Below are 17,600 nucleotides of genomic sequence, written 5' to 3'. Positions count from 1 at the left end.
GCTGACGACATGACACCGCTCGAGGTCGGCCTTCGGTTAATCGCCGGTCTCCTCCTGATACTCACCAACGGCTTCTTCGTCGCCATCGAGTTCGCGCTCACGCGGGTCCGCCAGTACCCCGAATCGGAGTTCGACACGCCCGCGCTCGAACGCGCGTGGGAGATGACACAGGACCTCGAAATCTACCTGACGAGCTGTCAGGTGGGCATCACCGCCTCCAGCATCGCGGTCGGTATCGTCGCCGAACCGGCGCTCGCGGCGCTGGTCGAACCCTACGTCGCCGGGACGGCGCTGGCGTCGGTGGGCGCGGGCGCAATCGTCGCGTTCGCGATTATCAACCTCGTCCACCTCACCCACGGGGAGCAGACGCCGACGTATCTCGGCGTCGAGCGCTCGAAGTTCGTCTGTCGCTACGGGGCGCGCCCGCTCTACTGGTTCGCGAAACTCATCTCGCCCATCATGCGAGTCGGCGACAGCGTGGCGAAGGGGACGCTCAAGCTGTTCGGAATCGAGATGACGGGCGCATGGCTCGAAACCGAAGAGCAGGTCATCGAGTCGCGGGCGGACCTCCGCAACCGACTCGGCTCGCTCCTCGACGAGGGTGACCTCGCCGACGAGCGCCGAGAGGAGGTGCTCAACGCCCTCGCCGTCGACGAAACGCCCGTCTCGGACATCGTGACGCCCCCCGAGGACATCGTGGCGGTGTCGACGACGGCGTCGGTCGAGGAGAACCTCGCGACGATGCGGGCGACGCCGCACGTCCGGTTCCCGCTGGTCGGGGAGACGCTCGCGGACTTCCGGGGCGTGGTCTACACGCCCTCGGTGCTGACGCATCTGGAGGCGCTAGAGCGGGGCGAACGGACGTTCGAGGATATCGCCGCGCCACCGATGACGCTCGCCGCGACGACGAACGTCAGCGACGCGTTCGACCAGTTCCAGACCCAAGAGCAGGAACTCGCGTTGGTGCTCGAAGACGGCGAGGTGGTCGGTCTCCTGACGGCGACGGACGCGCTGGAGGCGGTGATGGGCGAGCTCGAAGACCCGCTCGACCGAGCGTACGGCGACAGCAGCTGAAATCAGCTCTCGTAGTGCGCCCACACGTAGCGCGTGCCGTAGGAGCGGTAGGGGCGCCACGCCGCCGCCACCTCGCGCATCTCCTCGCGGGAGTCACAGCCGTACAGGTCCTCCAGCCCTCGGCGAATCGCGAGGTCACCGAGTGGGAGGACGTCCTCGCGCCCGAGGACGAACAGGAGGTACATCTCGGCGGTCCATTCCCCGACGCCGCGAATCCGAGTGAGTTCGTCGACGACGGCGTCGTCGGGGTGGTCGGCGAGGCCCGCGCGGGTGAGGTCACGCTCCTCGAAGGCGCGGGCGGCGTTGCGGAGGTACTCGACTTTGGTGCCGGAGAGCCCCGTCTCACGGAGCGCCTCGGTGTCGGCGTCCAGTATCGCGGCGGGCGTCACGTCGCCGAGGTGGTCGAAGAGTCGCTCGCGGATGGCCGACGCGCTCGCCGTCGATAGTTGCTGGTTGACGATGCTGACGACGAGGCGGCGGAACTCGTCGTCGGCGGGCTGGACCGTCAGCGGGCCGTGCGTGTCGACGAGTCCGGCCATCACGGGGTCGGTGCGGAGGATATCGTGCGGGTCGGCGTCGGTCATCGCTCGGCCCCCCGTGAAGCGTCGCCACCCAGTCGGTCGAAGTGGCGGTGCGCGAGGACGACGGCACCGACCGAGAGCAGGACCGTCGCGAGGAGTAGCGGCAGTCCCGGTTCGTAGCGGAGCGGCGGGTAGTAGCCGAGGCCGTAGTCGAAGGCGTCGTTGACGAGAAGCGCCGCGAGGGCGACGACGAGTGCGCGGCCGGTCGTCCGGCCGTAGTAGGGGATGGCGAACGCCTCGACGACGAAGAGCGCGTGCGTGAGCATGATGCCCCAGTAGTCCCAGAGCGCGGCGCCGCTGAATCCCACGTACAGTTCGGGATGGAGGTTGAGTGCGACGACGGTCCAGAGACCGTATTTGATTAGCCAGACGAACGCGAACGTGTGGAGATAGGCCAGCGGGACGTTCGCGGGGGCGTCGCTGACGGGCGTCCCGAGCGTCGGCAGCAACGTCGCGAGCGAGAGCGTGACGAGTGCGAGCGCCGTCGGCGAGTCGCCGAAGAGCGGATAGAGGAGGGAGGGTAGGTCGGCGAGCGAGGGGTCGGCGTGGACGTAGAAGCTCACGCCGACGAGGAAGGCGAGGCCGTTGGCGACGAGGAGCGTCGAGAGACTCGGGGCGTGACCGAGGTAGTACTCCAGGTAGCGACCGCCGTCGAACGAACTCATCGGTCACTCACTGGGTCGGTCGGGGGTAAAACCTGTCGCGTCGGCGGGTCGGTCATTTAAGTCCCAGCCTCGCGGATGGGTGGGCATGGACGCGGACGCGGCCTTCACATACAACGGCGGGAAGGTCGCCCCCGGCGAGCGACAGAACCTGCGCTACGCGGTCAGCGAGACGTATCTCGGCGACCCGGTGCGGATTCCGGTGACTATCGTCAACGGCGAGCGACCGGGGCCGACGGTGTTCCTGTCGGCGGCGGCCCACGGCGACGAACTCAACGGCATCGAAGTGGTCCGCGAGGTGGCCTTCGAGTGGGACCTCGACGACCTCGCGGGGACCATCGTCTGCCTGCCGGTGTTGAACGTGCCGGGCTTTCTCACCCAGCAGCGCTACCTCCCCATCTACGACCGCGACCTCAACCGGTCGTTTCCGGGGGACCCCGACTCGACGAGTGCGAAGCGGATGGCCGACGCCATCTTCAGGAACTTCATCGAGCCCTGCGACTTCGGCCTCGACTTCCACACGTCGACGCGCGGGCGGACGAACATGCTCCACGTCCGGGCGGACACGGACGACAACGCAGTCTCTCGGCTGGCCCACGCCTTCGGCGCGAGCGTCGTCATCGACGGCGCGGGGAGCGACGGGACGCTCCGCGGCGAGGCGACGCGGGCGGGCGTGCCGACGGTGACCGTCGAGATGGGGCAGGCCCACCGGTTCGAACGCGGACTCATCGACGACGCCCTCGACGGCGTCGAGAGCGTGTTCGCGGAGTACGGCCTGCGCGACGCTGACCGCGTCCGCTGGCCGGGGTGGCGGACGGTCGTGACAGAGAAGACGTGGCTCCGGGCCGATGCCGGCGGGATGGTCGACATGCATTACGACCGCGGTGCCCTCGTCCGCGAGGGCGACCGTGTCTGCACCATCACCGACCCGTTCAAGGCGGAGGGGACGCCGGTCCACGCGCCCTTTACCGGCGTCCTCATCGGCGTCCTCGAAAACCCCGTGGTCTATCCGGGCAACCCCATCTGTCACGTGGCGGAGCTCGACGCCGAGACGGCAGCCATCGTCGCACGCCGACAGGCAGGTCGATGATCGTCGGTCGAAACGTACGTAACTTCTATACTATCAGCGTCCGGACTCCCGGACGAGCATGAGTCAGTCCTATGATCGGGGCCTCATCGAGGACTTCGGTCGATGGCGGGAGTTCTCGGCCGGAATGTGGGCCTGGATCTTCCACAAGTTCACCGGCTGGGTGCTGATCGGGTATCTCTTCACCCACATCGCCGTCCTGAGTACGGCGCTCACGTCGGCCAGCGCCGACCCCGCGACGGTCGCGGCGAATCAGGACCTCTACACGCAGACCATCCGGACGCTGGAGGGTCTGTTCGTGGTCCGAATCCTCGAAGTCGGACTGCTGGCGGTGGCAGTCTTCCACATGCTGAACGGGACGCGACTCCTCTTGGTCGACCTCGGAATCGGCCTCGAAGCGCAGGACAAGAGCTTCTACGCCTCCCTGATTCTGACGGGTGCCATCGTCGTCGCGAGCATCCCCACCTTCCTCGCGGGGGTGTCGCTCTGATGGCGGAGCGCTACTCCTCGTTCGAGGCGGGCGGTCGGCTGTGGCTCTGGCAGCGCATCACCGCCGCCTTCCTCGTCGTCGTCCTCGCCTTCCACTTCTTCCTCCTCCACTTCGTCCACCACGCCGACGAAGTGACCTTCGCCATGAGCGCCGGGCGGATGGAGACGTGGAGTTACTACTCGCTGATGATTCTCTTTCTGGTGACCGCGACGTTCCACGGCGTCAACGGCGTCTACAACGCGCTCATCAACGTCGGGCTGACCGGGACGAAGCGCCGAATCGTCAAGGGCGCCCTCATCGTCGCCAGCCTCCTCTTGCTCGTGCAAGGGTTCCGCACCGCGAACGCGTGGGCCGGCATCGACCTCCTTCCCATCCTATGAGCACGCAACGCCAACAGCCAGAGACCGAGACGGAGAGCGCGGAAACCACGTCGGAGGAGCAACGCGACGAGGCGCGCCAGAGCGCCGAGCGGCGAGAGCGAAAGCGCGTCGAAGCCGAGGAACGGGCCGCCGCCGAGGCGGAGCGTTACCACCTGAAGGTGTTCCGCTACGACCCCGAAGTCGAGGGCAAACAGGAGCCACGCTTCGACAGCTTCCACGTTCCCTACGAGACGGGGATGACCGTCCTCGACGCACTCATCTACGCGCGCGACGAGTTCGACGCCAGCCTCACCTTCCGACACTCGTGTCGGCAGGCCATCTGTGGCTCGGACGCCCTCTTCATCAACGGGTCACAGCGGCTCGGGTGTCAGACCCAACTCTCGGACCTCGACCAACCGGTTCGGGTCGAACCACTCCCCCACGCCGACGTGGTGAAGGACCTCGTCGTCGACATGGAGCACTTCTACGACCAGATGGAAGCTGTCGAGCCGTACTTCCAGACGTCGGAGCGACCGGAGGGCGAGTTAGAGGAGCAACGACAGAGCCGCGAGAACCGCGAGAAAATCAAGAAATCGACGCGGTGTATCTGGTGTGGCGCGTGCATGTCCTCGTGCAACATCGCGGCAGGCGACAACGAGTATCTCGGCCCGGCGGCCATCAACAAGGCCTACCGGTTCGCGATGGACGAACGCGAGGGCGAGGACATGAAACAGCAGCGCCTCGAAATCATCGAACAGGAACACGGCGTCTGGCGGTGTCAGACGCAGTTCTCCTGTACCGAGGTGTGTCCGAAGGACATCCCGTTGACCGAGCACATCCAGGAGCTGAAGCGTGAGGCAGTCAAGAGCAACCTGAAATTTTGGTAACTATGCACGAATACGACGTCATCGTGGTCGGCGCGGGCGGGGCGGGCCTGCGCGCGGCCATCGCGGCACAGGAAGCGGGGGCAGACGTGGCGATGGTCACGAAGCTCCATCCCGTCAGGAGCCACACGGGCGCCGCGGAAGGCGGCATCAACGCTGCCCTCCGCGAGGGCGACGACTGGGAACTCCACGCCTACGACACGATGAAGGGGTCGGACTACCTCGCGGACGCCCCCGCCGCGGAAGCGCTGTGTCAGGAGAGCCCGGAAGAGGCCATCCAACTCGAACACTGGGGGATGGCGTTCTCCCGCGAGGACGACGGCCGCGTCTCACAGCGACCCTTCGGTGGCCTCTCCTTCCCGCGGACGACGTTCGCGGGCGCGGAGACAGGCCATCACCTCCTGCACACGCTCTACGAACAGGTCGTCAAACGAGGCATCGAGGTGTTCGACGAGTGGTACGTGCTGAACCTCGCCGTCTCGGACGAGGACGACCCGTCGGACCGGACCTGCCACGGCGTCGTCGCCTACGAGACGGCGACGGGGAACATAGAAGCGTTCACCGCGCGCGACGGGGTCATCCTCGCCACGGGCGGGTTGGGGCAGGTGTACGACCACACGACCAACGCCGTCGCGAACACGGGCGACGGCATCGCGATGGCCTACCGCGCGGGCGTCCCCGTCGAGGACATGGAGATGATTCAGTTCCACCCGACCACACTCCCGTCGACGGGCGTCCTCATCTCCGAGGGGGTCCGCGGCGAGGGTGGCATCCTCTACAACGACGAGGGTGAGCGCTTCATGTTCGAACGCGGGTACGCGAACAACGCGGGCGAACTCGCCTCGCGTGACGTGGTCTCGCGCGCCGAATTGACCGAAATCAACGCGGGCCGTGGCATCGAGGACGAGTACGTCCACCTCGATATGCGGCATCTGGGCGAGGAGCGCATCGTCGACCGGTTGGAGAACATCCTCCACCTCGCCGAGGACTTCGAGGGCGTCGACGGCCTCGAAGAGCCGATGCCGGTCAAGCCCGGCCAACACTACGCGATGGGCGGCATCGAAACCGACGAGTACGGCCAGACCTGCGTCGACGGCCTCTACGCCGTCGGCGAGTGTGCGTGTGCGAGCGTCCACGGTGCGAACCGCCTCGGGGGCAACGCTCTCCCCGAGCTCACGGTGTTCGGGAAGCGAACTGGCACGCGCGCCGCCGGCGGCGACACCGACGAGCCTGAAATTTCGGTGGGTCGGACGGACGACGCGGAGCCGGGCGATGTGGATTCGCCGGTCGAACTGGGCGAACCGTGGACCGACGAGGCCGTCGCGGACGGCGGCGCGACGACGGCGACGGCCGTCGTGGAGCGAACGCTCGAACGCGAACGCGAACGCGTCGACCGCCTGCTCGAACGCGACGATGGGCTCCACCACTCGGAGATTCGGTCGGCCGTCCAGCACACGATGACCGAGAACGTCAACGTCTTCCGCGAGGAATCGGCGCTGCAGGACGCATTAGCCGACATCAGCGCCGCTCGCGAGCGCTACCGCGAGGTGGCCGTCGAGGACCCGTCGAGCACGTACAACACGGACCTGATCCAGACCATCGAGACGCGGAACCTGCTCGACATCGCGGAGATGATTACTCTCGGCGCGCTCGCACGCGAGGAGTTCCGCGGCGCCCACTGGCGGAAGGAACACCAAGAGCGCAAGGACGACGAGTGGCTCAAACACACGATGGTGTCGTGGAACGACGGGTCGCCCGACCTGTGGTACAAACCCGTGGTGCTCGAAGGCGAGAAGAAGACGTACGAGCCGAAAGAGCGGAGTTACTGACGGGGCGAGCGCGGCCGGTCTCACCGCGTCGGCGGTGAGTGCCGCTCGCTCCGGCAGGCAGATTCTCCTACTTGATATTTATCCAGTTGATTTATCAGTCAGTGCCTCATTTCAATATGCAAGCACGCCGACGCGTGTCCGCGCGGGAGCATCGTTCCCCCCGGCTCCGACACGGCGTGTCCATACAACCATGGATTTCAAAGAACTACTCACAGAAGACCGCGCAGTAAGCCCGGTCATCGGCGTGATTCTGATGGTGGCTATCACCGTCATTCTCGCGGCCGTGATCGGCACCTTCGTCCTCGGTCTGGGCGATCAGGTGAGCGAAAGTGCACCGCAGGCGAGCTTTAGCTTCGACTTCTCATCATCAGGAGGTAACGGATTCAACGGTGAGGCCGGTGACAACGTCACCGTGACTCACGAGGGCGGTGAGACGCTCGAATCCAGCACTATCAACGTCGAAGGCAGTAATTCATCGGTAGGTGTCGGTGGCGATAGCGGCCTGCAAGGTGGCTCGTGGCCTACCACCATCTCCTCCGGTGACTCGACTGACTACGAAGGCGTCAACGCCGGCGAGACCATCCGCGTCATCTGGACGAACCCAGCTGGCGGCAGCACCAACACCATCGCCCGCGCGACCGCACCGCAGTAATCGCGCCGGCGACTTTCGGATATTTTTTCGAACGCTAAACCCGCGAGCGACTGCCATGCGAGCCTGTCTATCGCTCGTGATACGTAGCTAGCCGAATTTATTAGTGACACCCGTCTCTATCGGATTAGTAAGTCGACGCGTGTCCGAGCGGGAGTTCCTCGCCTGGCTCCGTCGTCTCAAGACACCATGAATTTCAAAGAACTACTGACAGAAGACCGCGCAGTAAGCCCGGTCATCGGCGTGATTCTGATGGTGGCTATCACCGTCATTCTCGCCGCTGTAATCGGCACCTTCGTCCTCGGACTGGGCGACCAAGTGAGCGAGAACGCACCGCAGGCGAGCTTCAGTTTCGATTTCTCCGCGAACGGGAGTACGTTCAACGGTGAGTCTGGCGACAACGTCACCGTGACCCACGAAGGCGGTGAAACGCTCGAAGCGAGCACTATCGATGTCGAGGGCAGTAACACGAGCGGTAGTGTCGGAACGACAAACGGCGTCGCGAACGGGAACTGGCCGTCAGATACCATCCAATCTGGTGGCTCCTCGGAGTGGGCAGGCGTCAACTCCGGCGAGACCATCCGCGTCATCTGGACGAACCCCAGCGGCGGCAGCACCAACACCATCGCTCGCTCGACGGCGCCGCAGTAACCGCGCTGTCGAGGTTTTTCGCGAACCGAGCCATTGAGTAGCGGTGAGTCCGTAGGCCGGGTATGGACGCCGATGCGTTTCTGACCCGGGATACGGCCCTCATCCTGTTGCTCCTCGTCGTGGGTATCGGCGGGTCGGGACTGGCCCGCGGACTGCTCGCCGAACGCGGATACGGTGCCCTCGGGTCGGCAATCTTCGTCGTGGGGTACGGGACGATGGTGATACTGCTGTGGTACGGCTGGATTCGACCGCTCGACATCACCGGGCCGAGTGGGCGCTGAGGGGGCGGTCGGTAAGCGGAACTTTAATGCCCGATTCCGGGCGACTTGTGTCTAGGAATGCTCCCGCTACAGGTTATCGACAGTTTCCTGCTCAACTACAACGTCGGGCAGGCGCTGTTGCTGGTGTTCGTCCTCGCGACGGTCGGGGCGCTCCCGTTGAAATCTCGGCGGATCATCGCCGCCAACGTGACGCTGTTCGGACTGGTGTTCATCATGACGCCGCAGTCGCTCGCGCCGATACACTACCTGTTCCTCGGCATCGTCTTCCTGGTCGTGGGGCCGGTGCTGTGGGTGACGGCCGGACGCTGACGCGGAGCGCGACGTTTAACCGACCGAGGGTACAACCAGCGATATGACGAAACCGGACGTCCCCGGCGAGACGGTGACGGTCGACCTCCCCTGCGGAGAGACCGTCCGTGCCACCGACCTCGACTTGGGGATGCGGGAGTTCGAGTGTACCTGTGGCGACGCCCACGCCGTCGTGATGGACGTCCACCCGCCGGAGCGGTTCCTCCCCGAATTTCTGGTCGACCTCCTGCGAGAGACCGTCGAGACGAGCAGCGAAGAGATGCCGGAGTTCGACACGCCACACTTGCTGGGCGTCGTCTTGGAGGAGTTCCCGGAGCACGTTGCCGTCGAAGACCTGAGCGACGAGGGCGACGTTGGCTACGCGCTCCTGTGGGTGACGACGTTCGATTCGCGCCGCCTCCACGAAGTCGTCGTCGAGCTCGTCATCGAACTGATGGAACACGCCGTCAGCCACGCAGAGGACGACGCGACGATTCAGGAGTTCGAACAGCAGATGGTCGAGTTCGACGTCTCGTCGTTCGTCGACCAGTACCGCGCGGAGCGAGACCTCGAGGCCGACGACGTGTACGGCAACGCGTAACGGCTGTTCGGGCGGCGTCGTGCGATTGTATGAAAGGTCGTCGTCGAACGCCGCCAACCGTCTGACAGTCGTCGGACGGTCGTCTCACTGAACACTAAGGCGTTCCCGGCCGTTGTGTGACGTATGCGCCCCCAATCGAGGGAATACGAGCAACTCCGGGGCGTGCTCTCCGAGGCCGATGAGCCGTTGACAGCGAAGGAGATTCTGACGCTCGTCGAAGAGCGCGCGGAGTTCGAGAGCGCCCACCGGGTCGCGACGATTCTCGGCCGCTGGGCCGACGAGGGTGACGTGGAAGTGTTACAGGGCAGTCCCTACCGCTATCGACTGAACAACTGATGCTGCCTACACCGTGTGACAGGGCCCCGTGGCACCGATTGTCGCTTCGAAATCCGTAATTTCGCTTCGCATCTCGTACCCTTTCGTGGGGCTTATTACGATGTGCGAACTCCGATTCGACGATGACTGACGAGGCCACCGTGGCGGACGGAGGTTCCGCCACCGACTCCGAGGATCGGACGATACTGTTGATCGGGAGCGGCCCGATTCAGATCGGGCAGGCCGCCGAGTTCGACTACTCCGGCGCGCAGGCCTGCCGAGCCCTGCAGGAGGAGGGGGCGCGAGTCGTCCTCGTCAACTCGAACCCCGCGACCATCATGACCGACCCGGACATGGCCGACCGGGTGTACATCGAACCCATCACGACCGAGGCCATTGCGGAGATCATCCGGCAGGAACAGCCAGACGGCGTCATCGCCGGACTCGGCGGTCAGACGGGACTGAACGTCACCGCCGAACTCGCCGAAGAAGGCGTCCTTGAGGAACACGACGTGGAAATCATGGGGACGCCGCTGGACACTATCTACGCGACGGAGGACCGCGACCTCTTCCGTCAGCGCATGGAGAAGATCGGTCAGCCAGTCCCCGGTTCGGTCACTATCTCGCTTGACGAGGGCGAAGAGGTGAGCGAACTCGACGAGGCGGCGCTTCGCGAACGCGTCGAAGCCGCCGTCGACGAAGTCGGCGGCCTGCCCGTCATCGCCCGGACGACGTACACGCTCGGTGGCTCCGGGTCGGGCGTCGTCGACGAGATGGACGAGCTCATCGAACGCGTCCGGAAGGGCCTCCGTCTCTCGCGCAACAGCGAGGTGCTCATCACCGAGTCCATCGCCGGCTGGGTCGAACTGGAGTACGAAGTGATGCGCGACGCCGACGACTCGACCATCATCATCTGCAACATGGAGAACCTCGACCCGATGGGCATCCACACGGGCGAGTCGATGGTCGTCACGCCGTCGCAGGTGATTCCCGACGACGGCCACCAGGAGATGCGCGACGCCGCGCTCGAAGTGATTCGCGAACTCGGCATTCAGGGTGGCTGTAACATCCAGTTCGCGTGGCACGACGACGGCACCCCCGGCGGCGAGTACCGCGTCGTCGAGGTGAACCCCCGCGTCTCCCGTTCCTCGGCGCTGGCGTCGAAGGCGACGGGCTACCCCATCGCCCGCGTCACGGCGAAGGTGGCGCTCGGCAAGCGCCTCCACGAAATCGAGAACGAAATCACGGGCGAGACGACGGCGGCGTTCGAGCCGGCAATCGACTACGTCGTCACGAAGATTCCGCGGTGGCCGATAGACAAGTTCGGTGACGTGGACTTCACGCTCGGGACGGCGATGAAATCGACGGGCGAGGCGATGTCCATCGGCCGCACCTTCGAGGAGTCGCTGTTGAAGGCGCTCCGCTCGACGGAGTACGACCCCGCAGTCGACATGTCGACCGTCGACGACGAGACGCTCGAAGCAGAGTATCTGGCACGGCCGACACCTGACCGTCCCTACGCAATCTTCGAGGCGTTCGACCGCGGCTACACCGTCGACGACGTGGTCGACCTGACCGGCATCAAGGAGTGGTATGTCGAACGCTTCTCGCGTGTCTCCGAGGCGGTTGCCGACGCCGCGAACGGCGACTTCACCGAAGCCGCGGTCAAGGGCGTCACCAATACGGAAATCGCGTCGACGGCCGGTGCCGACGTGGGAACCGTCGAGTCGGCAGTCCCCGGCCGCACGTACAAGCAGGTCGACACCTGCGCGGGCGAGTTCGCGGCCCAGACGCCGTATTACTACTCCTCGCGCAAGCCCGAGTACGTCACCGGCCCGTTCGAGGGCGAAGCGGCGGCGGGCGAACTCCGCGTCGACCGCGACGTGGAGAGCGTCGTCGTCGTCGGCGGCGGGCCCATCCGCATCGGGCAGGGCGTCGAGTTCGACTACTGCTCGGTCCACGCGATTCAGGCGCTCCGCGAGGAGGGCATCGACGCGCACGTCGTCAACAACAACCCCGAGACGGTGTCGACGGACTACGACACCTCCGACGGCCTGTTCTTCGAACCCATCACCGCCGAGGAGGTGGCGGACGTGGTCGAAGCGTCCGACGCCGACGGCGTGATGGTACAGTTCGGTGGCCAGACCTCGGTCAACATCGGTCACCCGCTGGAGGCGGAACTGGAGCGTCGCGGCCTCGACTGTGAGATTCTCGGCACGAGCGTCGACGCGATGGACCTCGCGGAGGACCGCGACCGCTTCAACCGCCTGATGGACGACCGCGGCATCGCTCAGCCGGAAGGCGGGTCGGCGACGAGCGAGTCCGAGGCGCTCGAACTCGCCAACGACATCGGCTACCCCGTCCTCGTCCGTCCCTCGTACGTCCTCGGTGGCCGCGCGATGGACGTGGTCTACGACGACGCGGAGCTGAAAGAGTACATCGAGGAGGCGGTTCGCGTCTCGCCGGACAAGCCCATCCTCATCGACGACTTCCTTGAGGACGCGGTGGAACTCGACGTGGACGCCGTCGCCGACGGCGAGGACGTCCTCATCGGCGGCGTGATGGAACACGTCGAGAGCGCCGGCGTCCACTCCGGCGACTCGGCGTGTATGATTCCGCCGCAGGCCGACGAAGTGCTCGACGTGATGGACCGCGTGCGCGAAGTGACGCTGGAAATCGCGCGCGAACTCGACACTGTGGGCCTCATGAACGTCCAGTTGGCGGTTCAGGACGGCACGGTGTACGTCCTCGAAGCCAACCCACGCTCCTCGCGGACGGTTCCCTTCGTCTCGAAGGCGACGGGCGTCCCCATCGCCAAACTCGCGGCGAAGGTGATGGCGGGGCACTCGCTCGACGAACTCGATGCGCAGGAGCAGATTCCGGAGAAGGTGAGCGTCAAGGAAGTCGTCCTGCCCTTCGACCGCCTGCCCGGTAGCGACCCGCGCCTCGGCCCGGAGATGAAGTCGACGGGCGAAGTGATGGGCACCGCCGAACACTTCGGCAAGGCCTACGAGAAGGCCCAGTCCGCGACGGGTAAGGCCATCCCGAACGAGGGGACGGCCGTCGTCGACCTCTCGGCGGCGGAGTTCCCCGACCCCGACAGCGAGGCGGGACAGGCACTCGTCGACGACTTCGGCGAGTTCTTCGACGTGCGCGAGTTCGACGACCTGGCCGCCGCGATTCGCGCAGGGGAAGTCGACATCATCGTCTCGCGGAACCGCGACGCGCTGGAAGTCGCCGTCGAGGAAGACGTGACGTACTTCTCGACGGAGGCGTCGGCCCAAGCGGTGCTCGAGGGCCTGCGTCACTACGACGACCCCATCGACGTGCAGGCAACTTCGGACCGGCCGAAGATTCAGAAGCAGTGGGGCGGCGAGTAAGCGACTGAGGCGGCGTTCACGCCGCTACTCTAGTTTTCCGAGCGCTTCGAAGAAGTCGGACGTGGGGCCAGCGACCCGCATCGGCGAGTCGGCGCGGCCGACCTGCACCGCCGTCGGCGGGTCGAGTTCGCGGAGGACCCGACCGTCGCCGACGACGATGGCCTGGTCGGTGCCGGAGAGATGGACCGTGATGTCGCTGTCCGGGCCGACGACGAGGGGCGGCATCCCGCCGTCGGCGCACATCTCGTTGATGACGAGGGCGTCGACGCCCGGGTGGACGAGCGGCCCCGATTCGCTGAGGTTGTAGGCTGTGCTGCCGGTCGGGGTGGCAACGAGGACACCGTCGGCGCGACTGGCCGAGTACGTCGAGTCGTCGACGCGGACCTCGATGTCGACACCGCCGCTCGGCCCTCGAATCGGCCCCTGCACGACGACTTCGTTGGTGGTCGGTGGCGCGGTCCAGCCGTCACCCGAGGCGGCCAAGCGTGGCGTCTCGCGGACGGGCATCTCGTCGGCGCGAAAGGCGTCTACCTCTTGCAGGACGACGTCGACCGCCTTCTCGGGGCCGACGGCGTTGAGGAAGCCGACTTCGCCGAGGTTGACGCCGAGGATGGGCGTGCCGGCGGCGTCGCGGGCGGCGTACAGGAAGGTGCCGTCGCCGCCGATGCTGACGATGAGGTCGCAGGCGTCGAAGGATTCGACGGGCGTGCCTTCCAGGCCAAGCGCCTCGGCGGTGGTGGTATCGATGGAGACGGAGACGTCTTCGGCTCGGAGCCGTCGTCGCAACTCGGACGCGAGAAACGTGGCCCGACTGTTCCCTCGCTGCGCGACGAGACCGACGTGCATACTCCGGCCTCGCCGCGGGAGAAAAAAAGCCCACCGGACGGACAACATTCATGCCACTCGCGCGTGAGTGCCAAATGGCATCGCGAGGGCGTGTCGGCGCACGTCCGTCGCGAGACGGAGAGATAGGATGAGTGAAGACGACGAGGACTGGTTCGAACGAGCGCTCCGCGAGAGCGACGACGAGGAGACGGCGGAGACGACGGAACCAGACGTGTCCGAGTCGGGAGACGACGAGATGGAGAGCGAGGATGGCGAAACTGAGAGCGACGAAACGGCGGAAAGCGAGACGGAAGACATCGAGCCCGGAGACGACGAAGCGGTGGAAGAACCGGACGCGCCGGACGTCGAGGACCTCGGTGGGTTCGCCGACCTCGGGTCCGACTCGGGCGGGCCGTCGCCGGGTGACGCCGGTGACGACTCCCCGTTCGACCAAGACTTCGCCAGCGCGTTCGAGAACGCCCCCGACATCGGGGGGGAGACGGGTGGGAACCCCTTCGGCGGCGGCGGGCAGGCGGGACCGCCGGGTGGCGGACCGCCCGGTGGGGGGCCGCCCGACATCGGCAGTAACGAACCGTTCGCGGACGACGACGCCGATTTCGACTCCGCGATAGACCGCCTCGATCTCGGCATCGAGGGCCTCGACAACATGATTCTCGGCGGCGTGCCGGCGCGGTCGCTCATCTCCATCATCGGGTCGGCGGGGACGGGGAAGACCACGTTCGGCCTCCAGTTCCTGAACGAGGCGCTGTCGAACGGGAACCGCGGCATCTACCTCACGCTCGAAGAGACGACGGAGCGCATCTACGACACGGCGGCCGAGAAGGGCTGGCCGTTCAGGGAGTACGCCGACGAGGGCCGCCTCGCCGTCGTCCACCTCGACCCCATCGAGATGGCGAATAGCCTCTCGAGCATCCGGAGCGAACTCCCGGACCTCATCGAGGAGTTCGACGCCGACCGCCTCGTCCTCGACTCGGTGTCGCTCTTGGAAATGATGTATGACCGCTCGTCGGACCGCCGGAGTGAGGTGTACGAGTTCTCGAAGGCGCTCAAGGACGCGGGCGTGACGACACTCGTCACCAGCGAGGCCGACAGCGACAACCCGTACAACTCCCGGTACGGCATCATCGAGTATCTGGCCGACGCGGTGTTCATCCTGCAGTACGTGCGCGCCTCCGACTTTCAGGAGACGCGACTGGCCGTGGAAATCCAGAAAATTCGGGACGCGAACCACTCCCGGGAGACGAAGCCCTACGAAATCACGGACACGGGGCTGAGCGTCTACCGGCAGGCGAACATCTTCTAGCGAGCGGCCGGGTCGAACTCGTCGAGGTGGACGATTTCGTCGGTGGACCGCCGGAACTTCCGGGGGCGTTCGATGTCGGCGGCCTCGTCCTCGGGGTAGCCGAGGGTGACGAGCATCACCGCTTCGTAGTCGTCGCCGATGTCGAACGTCTCGTGGAGGGCATCGGCATCGAAGCCACCCATGGGACAGGAGGCGATGCCGCGGTCCCACGCGGCGTGCATGAGTGTCATGGCGGCGAGACTGCTGCTCTGGGAGGTCCAGAGGCGCCGCGTCTCACTGTCGGCGTCCGCGAGGCCGTCGACGGTGTCGAGGCGGGCGTCGGCGGCGTCCTCCGAGGGGAGGTAGCCCTTCTCGAGGAGGTCCGAGGTGACGCGGTCGGCGTGGTCGCTCGGGTCGAGGGTGCCGAGGACGACCACCGCCGCCGCGGCGTCGGTGACGTGTTCCTGTCCGTAGGCGACCGACTGGAGGTCGGCGAGGTCGTCCCCGCGGACGACGAGGAACTCCCACGGTTGCAGGTTGAACGAGGAGGGCGTCTGGCGGACGTCCTCGAAGATGTCGTACAGCGTTTCGTCGTCGATGTCGGCGTCCGAATACTGGTGGACGGAGCGCCGGGTCTGAATGACGTCGTCGAACTCCATTATCGGTACAAGGGTCTGCACGGACAAGAATCGGCGGAAGTCGGCCGAACTCGCCGGGTGGCACCCGGTACCGATTACCGAACGACGGTGACGGGGACGGGCGACCGCCGGACGACGGTTTCGGCGACGCTCCCGAGGAGGACGCGCGACACGCCCTCGCGCCCGTGACTCCCGAGGGCGACGTGGTCGAATGGGTCCTCGGCGGCGACGTCGACGATGACGCGGGCGGGGCTCCCGACCTCGATTCGGGTGTCGAAGGGCCGCCCGGTGAGTTCCGTCGCCTCGTCGAACTGCGCCTGGGCCGTCTCGCGGGCGCGTTCGAACCACGCTTCGGAGCTCCCGGGGAGTGTTCGCTCGCCGAACCCGGCGGTAATCGGGTCGACGACGTACAACAGCGTGTGGTCGGCGCCCGGCCACTCGTCGACGGCGAACTGCAGGGCGGCCTCGGACTGCGTGCTGCCGTCGAACGGAACGAGGACGTGTGATGTCATACCACACCGTACACGGGACGAGCACAAAAACGTAGGACCGAACCCGCCACGTGTCACCCGGCCGCACGCGTAGCCCTTATCACTTCGCGACGCTTACCTTACGTCATGGACTCGGCGGTACTACTCGATTTACTCGGCAACGAGAACCGCCGGCGGATTCTGCGGCTCTTAGCGCGCAAACCCTGTTACGTCACCGAGATTAGCGAGTATCTCGGCGTGAGTCCGAAGGCGGTTATCGACCACCTCCGGAAACTCGAAGAGGCGGGACTCGTCGAGAGTCACACGGACGACCAGCGCCGGAAGTACTTCCACATCTCGCGCAATCTCCGACTCGAAGTGAGCGTCTCGCCGTACGGTTTCGGCGCCAAGAGCGCGTATCCCGCGAGTTCGACGCTCGATATGAACGGCCAGTGTCGGCACGTCTCGCTCGACGCGCCGGGCGAGGCGGACGACGACGTGGAAGAACTCGCGCAGGCGTTCGACCAGTTACAGGCGCTCGAAGACGAACTCTCGCTCGCCCAGCGGTGGGTGTACGGTCGGGTTACCGAGGTGCTCGACCGGTTGAACGACCATCTGGGCGTCGACGCGGACAGTCGCTTCCACGCGGAGGTGTTGGCGGCGGTGGCCACGGGGTCGAAGACGACGGCGGATATCGTGGAGGCCGTCGACGCGCCCACGGACGCGGTTCGGGGCGCGCTCAACACCCTCGCCGACCGCGGACTGGTCGGCCAGCGCGGCGACGAGTGGCAGCTCGCCTGATCAGAGGTCGCGCGTCAGGCCGTCCCGCAAGTCACGGCCGAGGTAATGCCCGACGAGCGCCGCGACGAGGCCGGTCGTGATGCCGACCCCCGCAATCTGGACCCCGTAGTCGGCGACGACGGGGAGCGTCACCGCGCCGAGCGACCCGAGGACGAACCCGAACCCGGCAGCGACGGCGCCGCCAGCGGCCGCTTCGGCGTACCGCCGACCCGAAGCGAGGAAGGCGAGGACGAAGCCCGCGAGGGCGATGCCGAGGAAGCGTCCGAGGATGCCCACAATCGGAATGGCGCCGCCGGCGACGACGCCGACGACCGAGAGACAGAGGGCGAGGAAGAACACGCGAGGGGAAAAGAGCCGTCGCAGGCGAGGGCCGAGTGCGAATCGACTGGTCGAGGCACCGTCGGCGTCGTCGTCGCCTGCAAGGCGCATACC

21 protein-coding genes are annotated in these 17,600 nt (G+C 66.1%); 15 read left to right on the top strand and 6 right to left on the bottom strand.

Annotated features, from left to right (window positions below; translation table 11 throughout):
• The first annotated feature begins 9 nt into the window (after window positions 1-9).
• Window positions 10-1,074, top strand: coding sequence for a CNNM domain-containing protein (locus BLU18_RS08635; protein ID WP_092634040.1), 1,065 nt, complete (start codon window positions 10-12; stop codon window positions 1,072-1,074).
• A gap of 2 nt (window positions 1,075-1,076) precedes the next feature.
• Here BLU18_RS08635 and BLU18_RS08630 read toward each other — a convergent pair whose 3' ends face one another.
• Window positions 1,077-1,658, bottom strand: a complete 582-nt coding sequence (locus BLU18_RS08630; RefSeq protein ID WP_092634038.1) for a DNA-3-methyladenine glycosylase family protein — start codon at window positions 1,656-1,658, stop codon at window positions 1,077-1,079.
• Window positions 1,655-2,320: a DUF1405 domain-containing protein gene (locus tag BLU18_RS08625; protein WP_092634035.1), complete on the bottom strand. Its 666-nt coding sequence runs from the start codon at window positions 2,318-2,320 to the stop codon at window positions 1,655-1,657. The genes BLU18_RS08630 and BLU18_RS08625 overlap by 4 nt, the downstream gene beginning before the upstream one ends.
• 85 nt (window positions 2,321-2,405) lie before the next feature.
• Between BLU18_RS08625 and BLU18_RS08620 the strand changes: the two genes are divergently transcribed.
• The 12 genes from BLU18_RS08620 (at window position 2,406) to carB (ending at window position 13,131) form a co-directional block, all read left to right on the top strand.
• Window positions 2,406-3,407, top strand: a complete 1,002-nt coding sequence (locus BLU18_RS08620; protein WP_092634033.1) for a succinylglutamate desuccinylase/aspartoacylase family protein — start codon at window positions 2,406-2,408, stop codon at window positions 3,405-3,407.
• Between the two features lie 58 nt (window positions 3,408-3,465).
• The gene (gene sdhC, locus BLU18_RS08615) at window positions 3,466-3,894 is read left to right on the top strand and encodes a succinate dehydrogenase, cytochrome b556 subunit (protein WP_092634030.1); all 429 of its coding nucleotides are present in this window, start codon (window positions 3,466-3,468) and stop codon (window positions 3,892-3,894) included.
• Window positions 3,894-4,274 (top strand): succinate dehydrogenase/fumarate reductase transmembrane subunit, encoded by a 381-nt coding sequence (locus tag BLU18_RS08610; RefSeq protein ID WP_092634028.1) that lies wholly within the window; start codon window positions 3,894-3,896, stop codon window positions 4,272-4,274. Before sdhC ends, BLU18_RS08610 begins: the two co-directional genes overlap by 1 nt.
• Window positions 4,271-5,140, top strand: a complete 870-nt coding sequence (locus BLU18_RS08605; RefSeq protein WP_092634026.1) for a succinate dehydrogenase/fumarate reductase iron-sulfur subunit — start codon at window positions 4,271-4,273, stop codon at window positions 5,138-5,140. The genes BLU18_RS08610 and BLU18_RS08605 overlap by 4 nt, the downstream gene beginning before the upstream one ends.
• Before the next feature lie 2 nt (window positions 5,141-5,142).
• On the top strand, window positions 5,143-6,966 hold the full coding sequence (locus BLU18_RS08600) for an FAD-binding protein (protein ID WP_092634024.1): 1,824 nt from the start codon (window positions 5,143-5,145) through the stop codon (window positions 6,964-6,966).
• 190 nt (window positions 6,967-7,156) lie between these two features.
• Entirely contained in the window at window positions 7,157-7,618 is a 462-nt protein-coding gene (locus tag BLU18_RS08595; protein ID WP_092634021.1) for a type IV pilin domain-containing protein, read from the top strand.
• A gap of 186 nt (window positions 7,619-7,804) precedes the next feature.
• A complete protein-coding gene (locus tag BLU18_RS08590) occupies window positions 7,805-8,266 on the top strand; it encodes a type IV pilin domain-containing protein (RefSeq protein ID WP_092634019.1) in 462 nt (153 codons plus the stop codon).
• 62 nt (window positions 8,267-8,328) lie between these two features.
• Window positions 8,329-8,547, top strand: a complete 219-nt coding sequence (locus BLU18_RS08585; RefSeq protein ID WP_092634017.1) for a DUF7996 family protein — start codon at window positions 8,329-8,331, stop codon at window positions 8,545-8,547.
• Between the two features lie 57 nt (window positions 8,548-8,604).
• Window positions 8,605-8,856 (top strand): DUF8006 family protein, encoded by a 252-nt coding sequence (locus tag BLU18_RS08580; protein ID WP_092634015.1) that lies wholly within the window; start codon window positions 8,605-8,607, stop codon window positions 8,854-8,856.
• A gap of 43 nt (window positions 8,857-8,899) precedes the next feature.
• Window positions 8,900-9,436 (top strand): DUF5815 family protein, encoded by a 537-nt coding sequence (locus BLU18_RS08575; protein ID WP_092634013.1) that lies wholly within the window; start codon window positions 8,900-8,902, stop codon window positions 9,434-9,436.
• A gap of 123 nt (window positions 9,437-9,559) precedes the next feature.
• Window positions 9,560-9,772 carry a hypothetical protein gene (locus BLU18_RS08570; protein WP_092634011.1) on the top strand — a complete coding sequence of 71 codons (213 nt, stop codon included), beginning with the start codon at window positions 9,560-9,562 and terminating at the stop codon, window positions 9,770-9,772.
• Window positions 9,773-9,894: 122 nt separating this feature from the next.
• Window positions 9,895-13,131: a carbamoyl-phosphate synthase large subunit gene (gene carB / locus BLU18_RS08565; RefSeq protein ID WP_092634009.1), complete on the top strand. Its 3,237-nt coding sequence runs from the start codon at window positions 9,895-9,897 to the stop codon at window positions 13,129-13,131.
• Between the two features lie 24 nt (window positions 13,132-13,155).
• On the opposite strand, the gene BLU18_RS08560 is transcribed toward carB, so the two are convergent.
• Window positions 13,156-13,977, bottom strand: coding sequence for an NAD(+)/NADH kinase (locus tag BLU18_RS08560; RefSeq protein WP_092634007.1), 822 nt, complete (start codon window positions 13,975-13,977; stop codon window positions 13,156-13,158).
• A 127-nt stretch (window positions 13,978-14,104) separates the two neighbouring features.
• Here BLU18_RS08560 and BLU18_RS08555 point away from each other — a divergent pair, with 127 nt between their 5' ends.
• Window positions 14,105-15,280, top strand: coding sequence for a KaiC domain-containing protein (locus BLU18_RS08555; protein WP_092634005.1), 1,176 nt, complete (start codon window positions 14,105-14,107; stop codon window positions 15,278-15,280).
• Here the strand turns inward: BLU18_RS08555 and BLU18_RS08550 are convergent.
• Window positions 15,277-15,918: a nitroreductase family protein gene (locus BLU18_RS08550; protein WP_092634003.1), complete on the bottom strand. Its 642-nt coding sequence runs from the start codon at window positions 15,916-15,918 to the stop codon at window positions 15,277-15,279. The two genes, BLU18_RS08555 and BLU18_RS08550, sit on opposite strands and share 4 nt — an antisense overlap.
• A gap of 74 nt (window positions 15,919-15,992) precedes the next feature.
• Window positions 15,993-16,409 carry a universal stress protein gene (locus BLU18_RS08545; protein ID WP_092634001.1) on the bottom strand — a complete coding sequence of 139 codons (417 nt, stop codon included), beginning with the start codon at window positions 16,407-16,409 and terminating at the stop codon, window positions 15,993-15,995.
• 105 nt (window positions 16,410-16,514) lie between these two features.
• Here BLU18_RS08545 and BLU18_RS08540 point away from each other — a divergent pair, with 105 nt between their 5' ends.
• Complete coding sequence (locus BLU18_RS08540; RefSeq protein ID WP_092633999.1) at window positions 16,515-17,168, top strand: ArsR/SmtB family transcription factor; 654 nt, start codon at window positions 16,515-16,517, stop codon at window positions 17,166-17,168.
• On the opposite strand, the gene BLU18_RS08535 is transcribed toward BLU18_RS08540, so the two are convergent.
• On the bottom strand, window positions 17,169-17,597 hold the full coding sequence (locus BLU18_RS08535) for a hypothetical protein (protein ID WP_092633997.1): 429 nt from the start codon (window positions 17,595-17,597) through the stop codon (window positions 17,169-17,171).
• Window positions 17,598-17,600 lie beyond the last annotated feature (3 nt).

Origin of the sequence: Haloplanus vescus (assembly GCF_900107665.1) — an archaeon.
GTDB classification, from domain to species: Archaea; Halobacteriota; Halobacteria; order Halobacteriales; family Haloferacaceae; genus Haloplanus; species Haloplanus vescus.
The sequence above is the reverse complement of the archived record's forward strand: the minus strand, read 5'-3'. Positions and strand labels throughout refer to the sequence as shown.

What these genes read in the sequence shown, in the direction of transcription:
- BLU18_RS08540 (WP_092633999.1), top strand. Translation starts at nt 16,515, where the DNA reads ATGGACTCGGCGGTACTACTCGATTTACTCGGCAACGAGAACCGCCGG.
- BLU18_RS08590 (WP_092634019.1), top strand. Translation starts at nt 7,805, where the DNA reads ATGAATTTCAAAGAACTACTGACAGAAGACCGCGCAGTAAGCCCGGTC.
- BLU18_RS08535 (WP_092633997.1), bottom strand. Translation starts at nt 17,597, where the DNA reads ATGCGCCTTGCAGGCGACGACGACGCCGACGGTGCCTCGACCAGTCGA.
- BLU18_RS08545 (WP_092634001.1), bottom strand. Translation starts at nt 16,409, where the DNA reads ATGACATCACACGTCCTCGTTCCGTTCGACGGCAGCACGCAGTCCGAG.
- BLU18_RS08585 (WP_092634017.1), top strand. Translation starts at nt 8,329, where the DNA reads ATGGACGCCGATGCGTTTCTGACCCGGGATACGGCCCTCATCCTGTTG.
- BLU18_RS08605 (WP_092634026.1), top strand. Translation starts at nt 4,271, where the DNA reads ATGAGCACGCAACGCCAACAGCCAGAGACCGAGACGGAGAGCGCGGAA.
- BLU18_RS08575 (WP_092634013.1), top strand. Translation starts at nt 8,900, where the DNA reads ATGACGAAACCGGACGTCCCCGGCGAGACGGTGACGGTCGACCTCCCC.
- BLU18_RS08555 (WP_092634005.1), top strand. Translation starts at nt 14,105, where the DNA reads ATGAGTGAAGACGACGAGGACTGGTTCGAACGAGCGCTCCGCGAGAGC.
- BLU18_RS08600 (WP_092634024.1), top strand. Translation starts at nt 5,143, where the DNA reads ATGCACGAATACGACGTCATCGTGGTCGGCGCGGGCGGGGCGGGCCTG.
- BLU18_RS08560 (WP_092634007.1), bottom strand. Translation starts at nt 13,977, where the DNA reads ATGCACGTCGGTCTCGTCGCGCAGCGAGGGAACAGTCGGGCCACGTTT.
- BLU18_RS08595 (WP_092634021.1), top strand. Translation starts at nt 7,157, where the DNA reads ATGGATTTCAAAGAACTACTCACAGAAGACCGCGCAGTAAGCCCGGTC.
- BLU18_RS08630 (WP_092634038.1), bottom strand. Translation starts at nt 1,658, where the DNA reads ATGACCGACGCCGACCCGCACGATATCCTCCGCACCGACCCCGTGATG.
- BLU18_RS08625 (WP_092634035.1), bottom strand. Translation starts at nt 2,320, where the DNA reads ATGAGTTCGTTCGACGGCGGTCGCTACCTGGAGTACTACCTCGGTCAC.
- BLU18_RS08570 (WP_092634011.1), top strand. Translation starts at nt 9,560, where the DNA reads ATGCGCCCCCAATCGAGGGAATACGAGCAACTCCGGGGCGTGCTCTCC.
- sdhC (WP_092634030.1), top strand. Translation starts at nt 3,466, where the DNA reads ATGAGTCAGTCCTATGATCGGGGCCTCATCGAGGACTTCGGTCGATGG.
- BLU18_RS08610 (WP_092634028.1), top strand. Translation starts at nt 3,894, where the DNA reads ATGGCGGAGCGCTACTCCTCGTTCGAGGCGGGCGGTCGGCTGTGGCTC.
- BLU18_RS08620 (WP_092634033.1), top strand. Translation starts at nt 2,406, where the DNA reads ATGGACGCGGACGCGGCCTTCACATACAACGGCGGGAAGGTCGCCCCC.
- BLU18_RS08580 (WP_092634015.1), top strand. Translation starts at nt 8,605, where the DNA reads ATGCTCCCGCTACAGGTTATCGACAGTTTCCTGCTCAACTACAACGTC.
- BLU18_RS08635 (WP_092634040.1), top strand. Translation starts at nt 10, where the DNA reads ATGACACCGCTCGAGGTCGGCCTTCGGTTAATCGCCGGTCTCCTCCTG.
- BLU18_RS08550 (WP_092634003.1), bottom strand. Translation starts at nt 15,918, where the DNA reads ATGGAGTTCGACGACGTCATTCAGACCCGGCGCTCCGTCCACCAGTAT.
- carB (WP_092634009.1), top strand. Translation starts at nt 9,895, where the DNA reads ATGACTGACGAGGCCACCGTGGCGGACGGAGGTTCCGCCACCGACTCC.